At 52.4% G+C, this 7,940-nt stretch carries 8 protein-coding genes; 3 read left to right on the top strand and 5 right to left on the bottom strand.

The window, feature by feature from the left end:
- Positions 1-329 precede the first annotated feature (329 nt).
- Positions 330-941: a flavodoxin family protein gene (locus NQU42_RS07795; protein ID WP_296610450.1), complete on the top strand. Its 612-nt coding sequence runs from the start codon at positions 330-332 to the stop codon at positions 939-941.
- Here NQU42_RS07795 and NQU42_RS07790 read toward each other — a convergent pair.
- Positions 919-1,626: a DUF1614 domain-containing protein gene (locus tag NQU42_RS07790; protein WP_296610449.1), complete on the bottom strand. Its 708-nt coding sequence runs from the start codon at positions 1,624-1,626 to the stop codon at positions 919-921. The genes NQU42_RS07795 and NQU42_RS07790 overlap by 23 nt on opposite strands.
- Positions 1,627-1,677: 51 nt before the next feature.
- Here NQU42_RS07790 and NQU42_RS07785 point away from each other — a divergent pair, with 51 nt between their 5' ends.
- Both NQU42_RS07785 and NQU42_RS07780 read left to right on the top strand, forming a co-directional pair.
- Complete coding sequence (locus NQU42_RS07785) at positions 1,678-2,334, top strand: 2,3-bisphosphoglycerate-dependent phosphoglycerate mutase (protein WP_296610447.1); 657 nt, start codon at positions 1,678-1,680, stop codon at positions 2,332-2,334.
- 185 nt (positions 2,335-2,519) lie between these two features.
- Positions 2,520-3,011 carry a hypothetical protein gene (locus NQU42_RS07780; protein WP_296610446.1) on the top strand — a complete coding sequence of 164 codons (492 nt, stop codon included), beginning with the start codon at positions 2,520-2,522 and terminating at the stop codon, positions 3,009-3,011.
- Positions 3,012-3,823: 812 nt separating this feature from the next.
- On the opposite strand, the gene NQU42_RS07775 is transcribed toward NQU42_RS07780, so the two are convergent.
- The 4 genes from NQU42_RS07775 to corA all read right to left on the bottom strand — a co-directional run bounded on the left by NQU42_RS07775 (position 3,824) and on the right by corA (position 7,428).
- On the bottom strand, positions 3,824-4,327 hold the full coding sequence (locus NQU42_RS07775) for an amino acid-binding protein (protein WP_296610444.1): 504 nt from the start codon (positions 4,325-4,327) through the stop codon (positions 3,824-3,826).
- Between the two features lie 13 nt (positions 4,328-4,340).
- Positions 4,341-5,438 carry an AAA family ATPase gene (locus NQU42_RS07770; protein ID WP_296610443.1) on the bottom strand — a complete coding sequence of 366 codons (1,098 nt, stop codon included), beginning with the start codon at positions 5,436-5,438 and terminating at the stop codon, positions 4,341-4,343.
- Between the two features lie 159 nt (positions 5,439-5,597).
- Positions 5,598-5,987, bottom strand: coding sequence for a hypothetical protein (locus NQU42_RS07765; RefSeq protein WP_296610441.1), 390 nt, complete (start codon positions 5,985-5,987; stop codon positions 5,598-5,600).
- A 373-nt stretch (positions 5,988-6,360) separates the two neighbouring features.
- On the bottom strand, positions 6,361-7,428 hold the full coding sequence (gene corA, locus NQU42_RS07760) for a magnesium/cobalt transporter CorA (protein ID WP_296610440.1): 1,068 nt from the start codon (positions 7,426-7,428) through the stop codon (positions 6,361-6,363).
- Positions 7,429-7,940 lie beyond the last annotated feature (512 nt).

Here is a 7,940-nt window from a genome sequence, read left to right as displayed (position 1 = left end):
TGAATAGGGGTATGCTGGATAACACAGAAATCAAAGATGTGGATGTCATCCGGCATCACCTCTTTAAATTTCATTGAAGTAACCATATACTCAGCTCTGGCTTTTATCTTATTCGGACAGGTCCGAGCAGAGATCCACCCGTACACTCATACAGATGAGATCGAGAAGGCGACCGCGCAGGATTCGCGATGTATTTGCGCTGAAGATATCCGGCATACAGTGGACGGTTCGGCGATCGTTGCCCAGGGCTCTGATCCATCGTCCTCCAACGCACATGATCTCTCTGGAGCCCCACAGTTTGAAGTACAATGCAGTACTCTGTAAAACCCATGATTCTCGGAATATCAGGCAGCCCGCGCAACAGGGCCACGGAGCATGTCCTAGGCAGGGCGCTGGAGATGCTCGGAGAGAGCGGATTCGCGACCGAGCTCTTCACTGTAAGGGGGAAGAACATCGGGTTCTGCAGACACTGCGACTACTGTCTCAAAAACAAGACCTGCGCAATAAAGGATGACATGTACGAGCTGTATTCTCTTCTTAAAAAAGCAAGAGGACTGGTATTCGCGACCCCTGTTTACAACGGTGGTGTGAGTGCCCAGACCAAGGCGGTCATGGACCGATGCAGGGCGCTGGTTGCTGCGGACTTCGACTTCTTCAGGGGAAAGGTTGGGATGGCGATAGCTGTCGGGGGTGACAGAATAGGCGGCCAGGAGGCAGCGATATATCAGATAATCACTTTCTACATCCTGAACGGGATAGTTCCAGTTGGCGGAGGATCATTCGGGGCGAACCTCGGCGCCACATTCTGGTCGCGGGATACCCTGGAGGATGTGCAGAAGGACGAGGAGGGCTTCAGGTCCCTCCGGAAGACAGTGCGCCGGTTCGCGGCTCTACTGAGGGATTTCGAAGAGATATCTGCTAGACGAGAAGCACAGCGATGACTCCCGTGAGAAAAACGCCGTCGAAGGTCCCCGCGCCGCCGATCGAGACAACCGGAGCGCCTAGACGCTGAATTCTGTTGAGGTTGAGGATATCAGCGCCGATGAGCGTTCCCAGAGTGCCGCTGACGTATGCTATTACGAACTCAAGCTCTCGAGGGCCTCCAGCGATCATGGTCACAGCCAGTGATGAGAGTGCTGCTATGAGCGGGGGAAGAAGGGCAGGCGTCACTATGCCCAGTCCCGGGACAGGTCTTGCGATCCTGTGCACAGCAAGCGTTACAATAACAGTGGCTGCTGCCGCATAGGCCAGCGCATGAGAGAACGCCAGAAGCAGATAGGCGGATACGAGAATCGGGATCATTGCGCCGCCCACATTCAGAGCCACTGTGGTGCTGTTGTAAACTGTCTCGTAGATGGGGACCCTGTAGTTCACCCCGAAAACCCTGACATACGCTGTCCTGGTCACCGGTATCTCCGATCGTATCTCTTTAAAGGGAATGTTGATGCTGCTTCCGATGAGGGAGGCGAGTAGCAGAAGAAGCGCGTCATGCCATGCGAACCCCAGCCGGAGGAAAGCAGTCTGGAGCGCACCAACGAAGAGGAGGGAGACGGCCAGGAATACAAGCAGCGCCAGAACTGCCATGAACAGGAATGTTATCGGGGCGTAGAACAGCCGGCCGTTCATGCGTTCATCTCTGACATCTTTATATAACAATCTTTGCCTGCAGTTGATCGCATGTACAAACTGGTCCTGCTCAGACACGGCCAGAGCAGCTACAATGCCGAGGGGAGGTTCACCGGCTGGTCGGATCCAGATCTCACGGCTCAGGGCATGATGGAGGCGAGGGAGGCGGGCAGAGTTCTGCGGAGGGAGGGTTACACGTTCGACCTCGCCTTCGTCTCGATGCTCAGGCGCGCGATAAAGACCCTCTGCGCAGTCCTGGATGAGATGGACCTGCTCTGGATACCCGTCAGGAAATCCTGGATGCTGAACGAGCGGCACTACGGGGAGCTCGAGGGCCAGGTCATAGATGATGTCCCTGATGAGCTGAAGAGGTACAGGCACAGCTTTGATATCCGGCCACCAGCTCTGCAAGCTGATGATCCAAGGCATCCGCGTTTTGACAGAAGGTACAACGATCTAGATAACCCTCCGGCCGGAGAATCATTGAGGGATGTCCAGGAGCGTCTTCTGACCCTATGGACGTATGAGATAGCTCCGGAGATCCTCTCGGGTAGGAGGGTAGTAGTTGTGACACACTCGAATGTCATTCGCGCTTTCATGAACTACCTGGAGGGCGTTCCAACAGAAAGTCTGATGGTCCCTAGGGGAAGACCAATAGTCTACGAGCTCGACGACCGGCTCGAGCCCATCAGGAGGTACTGCCTGTAGTGCGCAAGGTCACGCGATTTGTGCGCAACTGCAACCCTGAATCAGGGGGCGCCAGGTCGGACGCTGCAGATCCCCACCAAGTGGCACTAGCTGTGTAATCTCACCGCTCAATGCGCTGTTGTAGGCCTCATATTACCCTCGTATAAGAGGTACTTTTAAATTCAGCACCGTCCAAGGTCAGGGCGATGAAGCGAGTAGGATTTGTGCTCCTGCTTCTGCTGGGAGTGGGTCTGTCTACAGGGTTAGCAGTGGCAGAGCTCACTGCGAGCCAGTGGCTGGATAGAGAAAGCATCAAAGTGGGTGACACTGCAGTGGTCACGCTCAACCTGATCTATGTTGGGGATAACGCAACACAGGCAAGTGTGGTGCCTGTAATTCCGTATGGGTTGACGACTCCTGGCCCAGGGATGTACATGGTCACGCTCTATCCGGGCCAGCCGGAGACGGTATCATACCCGGTAATTGCAGGGCAGCCTGGATACTATGATGTGATATCCTCCATATCATACACAGAATACGGATTCGTGCGTGAGCTCCAGATGGTATCGCCACTGGTTGTCATAAACCAGAGCCCAGAGTCTCCACCTGGTGCTCCACCAAGCGGGCCTGAGGATATGCCTCCTCTGGAGCCCGGCCCCGGGATGCCCAATGTTGTGCCGCCAAAGCAGCCGATTTAACTCCTGAGTTTCGGCGAGAATGGCACCTGTAATCGCTGGCACTGCACCAGAGTGACGCATTTCATCAGCATGACATCATGGGGACTTGCATATGCACAGGATCATATGCGCAGGATCTCGCCAAGAGACTGCCAGCCCACGAAAGATGGATCCACATTCCACGGTGAGTGTAAACTAACTGAGTATTTTTATAGATATTGATTTTTGGCGTGGTATAAATTAATTTGATATTAGATTTTTAATAATTTAATGTACGTCACAAAAATCCAGAATAAATAATTTATTATAGGTATATGAACATCAAAAAATATAACAGCTTGAAATAATCATAGTAAAAAAGAGCAAATGGTATACAGAGGGCGCCTATACAAAAAAATTAAAATTATTATTGAGTTCGGGCATGTTGTTTTTTAGTCGCCTCCGATGCGTGCGGCACCATTGGATTTGGGATCTCCCAGAACATGAACCAGAATGCTGAGGCAATGTACAGCGCGGGAGAAACTACGCTGAAGGCTGGGGAGGATGGGGTGGCTGGAGCAGCGGATGGAGCAAATGAGCAGTGGCTGGAATCAGAATATCAACTTGAACTCCCTCGGCGGATCTAATAAATGCGTTGTAATCACAATGGGATGATATCGGTCGGTAAGCAGTCAATCAGATTACTGATCCATGTCATGATTCCAAACATTCACACATATTTTTATAAGGGCTTATTCGCTCTTATCAATCGGAGGATATGCCCGGAGCAGTACTGGGTATGGCAGGCTTTCTCGTTCAGTAATTACACGACCGATGAAGAATAGGATATGAGATCACTCTACTGTGACCTTCTTGACCCCTTCTATCTCCTTAAGAAGTGTGACGAGCTCTCCAGGAATCTTGCCCTCTGTGATGATTGTGAGCTTAGGGTCCTCGACAAAGAAGGGGTCATCAGACACTGCCTGGCGTATGCTCAATCCATGCTTCGCCACAGCTATGGCGACGTTCCCCAGGAGGCCGGTCTGTCTCGCATCGACAGGCGTGATCTCGATCACGCCAAGCCCGAGCACAGGCGCGACTTCTGCCAGAAAAGGCACGGATCTAACGTGTTTGAATATCTTCCAGAGGTCAGGATCTTCGCGAATGGCCATCGCTGTGGTGTCGACCACCCTTCTGTCAACATCTAGCTCTTTGGCTATTTGCGCATGAGGAATCTCTATCGACCCGGAGGCTACCCTGCCGCGCTCGTTTATCTGGAAACCCCTCGAGAGTATCAGCCGAACAACCTTCTCTTGAGCAGGATAGCGCCTGAACTTGCTCAGGATCTGCTGCCACATGGAAGGCGCCTCCTCAGATGAACATCTCCCCCGGAGGCTCTCTAACATCGCGCTTGACGCGCTGGAGCGCGTCCATCAAATGACGCCGCTCGACGAATCTGGAGTCCTCGATGATCGCCTGATGGAGCGCCACCTTCAGGATCTTGTCCACAAGGTCCCTGCCGGAGAAACCCTCTGTCAGCTTCGCGATCTCCGCGAGGTCTCCCCTGACCTCCAGCGGCATCTTGCTGGCGTTTCTCCTGAGGATCTCAAGCCTCTCCTCATAGGAGGGAATCCTGAACTCGATCTCCTCCTCGAACCTCGATCTTATGGACGAATCGAGGAGCTCGATCTTGTTCGTCGCAGCTATCGTGCAGACGCCGCGTCTCGATGAGATTCCATCCATCTCTGTGAGCAGGGCGTTCACTATCTCTGAGACATCACCCCTGAGATCCTGGTAGCGCCTGTCCAGCGCTATGGCGTCGATCTCATCTATGAATATGATGCAGGGTGCGAGCTGCTCAGCCCGATCATAGAGGTTGTGGATCTGTCTGGCCCCCTCACCCACGAACTCCCCGATAAGTGATGTTGATTTCACTGGCAGCATGGGAACATTAGCCTCAGTTGCAAGCGCTCTGGCTATCATAGTCTTGCCCGTACCTGACGCGCCGTAGAACAGTATGTTCCGTGGAGCCCAGCTGCCGAACCTCTCAGGCTCCTCAAGATATCTCTTTATCACCTTGACCTTTCTCTTCGCATCGAGCTGACCAACAACATCATCGAAGTAGGCAGGCTCCACGACCGCTGTGGGCTCTATCCTTTTCTCCACAACTATCGTTGTGTCTGCTCCAATCACCGCCTCTCTGGGGTACACCTTCACGACCTTGAATGCGAAGTCTGGGTAGAGACGCCTGTCGAAAAGGTATGCACCGGCCCTGACGAGCTCGCCGTACCATTGCTCCTTCGCGTACCGCTCAAAGAGCACAGGATCCGATACGACAGGAGACTCCTGGAACGTGCTCTTCAGTGGGTATCCAGCAGGTCTGAGAAGCAAAAACCTCGCGCCGGTGATACGGTTTCTCTCAGTCTTTCCGCCCAAGCCCTTTACGCCGGTCTTCTGGATGGATCGCACAGATAATAACTCCCTCTTAAGATAGTTAAATGTATTGGATGCTCCCACCGCGATGGTCATCCGCACTGGGAGCATTCATACGTCCTCGAACCAGATGCTCGAGTCTGGCGTGCGCAATGCCAGCGCTCGCCATGCGAATATGTGAACCAAAAAGCGCCCTCAAATCACGATCCATCCTGTATCGAAGATATTCCAGCTCGGTCCGATTGACCCAAGGGTGTTATTTGCTGCTACCCTGAACGACGATCTCGTCTGTGCGAATTTCATGTTCCGCTCCCAGTTCTGGCCGAAGTCCGTGATGTAATGCGGCGCAGGGACACTGCCGAGCACAACCGGTGCGATCTTATTTGATGTGGCTGCCGGCTGGCCTGCAATCGGGAGAGGCTCGAACCAGAAGCTCTGACCCAGAAGGGGATGGTATCCCTGCATGGGCTGACCTGTCATGTTGATCGTGTATACAGGCTTGCTGAACTGTGCTACTACCTCACCTGCGCTGGGAGCATAGCTCATCCAGACCGCGCCAGCCGAGCCAAGAATGATCGAACTCACAAGAATTGCCATAAGCATGTTCTTCCACATTGCAATACCCCACATTTTTCAGCTCATTTTACGATGAGATCATGAGATATATAGCTGTGCCTGAGATCCGCACAGATGCATCATTGGACCTGCCCTGGCAGGATCGCTTTGCTGTTATGCCAGATATTCCCTGGAGGATCGTGTAATGTAAAATCAGAGAGATCTAATAGGCGATCCGGCATCAATGCCTGAAAGACTCTACGCGATGCGATGGTTTTTGGATATTAGCATACATCAAAATAGCCCACACTACTGAGGGGCCGCCTGGATACACGAACCAGGTGATGCTGCAGGATGGCCATCCAGATCGATTGACGATGAGGCTTTGAGACGACTCGGGATATCAAAGCCAGTTTTTCCTCTTGAAGTACAAGACTGTGGTCACAACGCCAGATGCCATGAGGATCAGCGTGGCGAGGTAGCCGTACCGCCACTCAAGCCCAGGCATGTACCTGAAGTTCATACCGTAGATACTGGCTATCAACGTTGGCAGCATGAATATTATTGTTATAGATGTAAGAATTTTTATTGTGTTGTTCAGCTCGTTGCTTGCGCTGGAGAGATGGATTGAGATCATCTCTGAGAGCATATCACGCATTATCTCGATGTTATCTATTACCTGTATAGTGTGATCGTAAACATCCCTCAGGTAGATGATGGTGTTCTCATTTATCAATGGCGACTCGCCCCTCTCGAGCCTAGTTATCACCTCCCTGAGTGGCCAGACTGATTTCCTGAGGAATATCATGGAGCTCTTGAGCTCGTAGATCTCCATCAGGTTCTCTTCAGAGGGCGCCTCCACAAGCACCGACTCGAGCATCTCTATCCTGTCGCCAAGGCGCTCCAGTATGTAAAAGTAATTGTCAACAATCGCATCAAGGAGCACATACGCGAGATAATCAGTGCCTCTCCTTCTGATCTTCCCTTTTTCGTTCTTGATCCGCTCCTTGATGAGCTTGAACACATCACCACCGCTCTCCTCAAAGGTTATCACGAAATTGGAGCTGAATATCAGGCTGAACTGCTCTGAAGTTATCTCGTTCGCTAGCCTGTCGTAGTAAAAGACGCGCAGAACTATGAAGATGTAGTCACCGAAGTCCTCCATCTTTGGCCGCTGGCCTGTGATGATATCCTCGATTGTGAGCGGATGTATATCGAATATCTTGCCGAGCTTCTCCATGGTCTCGATGTCGCGAATTCCGTTTACCTTGACCCATGTGACAGTGGGCTTGTATCTGTATGGCGCGCACTCCTCAACGCTCTCGACCTCCTCCTCCTGGAACTGGACCTCATCGTAATCGATGACCGTTATCCTGGCCTTCTCCGGCACACCGCGCGGCTCATACCGCTCGATAAGCTCCATCGGGTCGAGGTCTATCTTGCTAACCTTTCTGGCTGCCAGGTCCTGCATCAGATACAGCCCCCGTAAATTCTCAGAACAAGGACGATATTCTCAAACCCTCATATTTCCATCATCAAATAGTTTTCCGTCATTCGATGGACCCTGGCACGCGTGCAAGATGACCCTGCTTTTTATCTTTGGGAGGGGGCGAAGCGAGAAGACCCCGCCCTTCATGGGGGGAGCGTTCACCAGTGATTCAGCCTTGCGATCCAGATACATCGCGATCATTCGTGATCAGAAACTTTTATATATGGGTCGCACAAGGGAGAGCATGCTCCCTGTGTGCTCTGCAGATGACGAACGCAAGACACACAGAGATACTATGGTAGGGAGATCGCACAATCTCATAGGGAGGGCGTGCCGTAACATTTATATACTAGTAAACCCTACATATGAGGGCCAAGATGTGGCGAGAGTTCCGCGGGGATAGGCGCGAGTGCTGACGGGCCGTATGGCTTGGATGATGGCACTGGTTTCCGCTCTGCGGTACATTTTGTTGGGGTGGAGACGGGAGTTTGAGC

Source organism: Methanothrix sp. (assembly GCF_024518575.1).
In the GTDB taxonomy this organism is placed as follows: Archaea; Halobacteriota; Methanosarcinia; order Methanotrichales; family Methanotrichaceae; genus Methanothrix_B.
The sequence above is the reverse complement of the archived record's forward strand: the minus strand, read 5'-3'. Positions and strand labels throughout refer to the sequence as shown.

Excerpts from the sequence above, each read along its gene's own strand:
- corA (WP_296610440.1), bottom strand. The coding sequence starts at position 7,428 with ATGCAGGACCTGGCAGCCAGAAAGGTTAGCAAGATAGACCTCGACCCG.
- NQU42_RS07775 (WP_296610444.1), bottom strand. The coding sequence starts at position 4,327 with ATGTGGCAGCAGATCCTGAGCAAGTTCAGGCGCTATCCTGCTCAAGAG.
- NQU42_RS07780 (WP_296610446.1), top strand. The coding sequence starts at position 2,520 with ATGAAGCGAGTAGGATTTGTGCTCCTGCTTCTGCTGGGAGTGGGTCTG.
- NQU42_RS07785 (WP_296610447.1), top strand. The coding sequence starts at position 1,678 with ATGTACAAACTGGTCCTGCTCAGACACGGCCAGAGCAGCTACAATGCC.
- NQU42_RS07795 (WP_296610450.1), top strand. The coding sequence starts at position 330 with ATGATTCTCGGAATATCAGGCAGCCCGCGCAACAGGGCCACGGAGCAT.
- NQU42_RS07790 (WP_296610449.1), bottom strand. The coding sequence starts at position 1,626 with ATGAACGGCCGGCTGTTCTACGCCCCGATAACATTCCTGTTCATGGCA.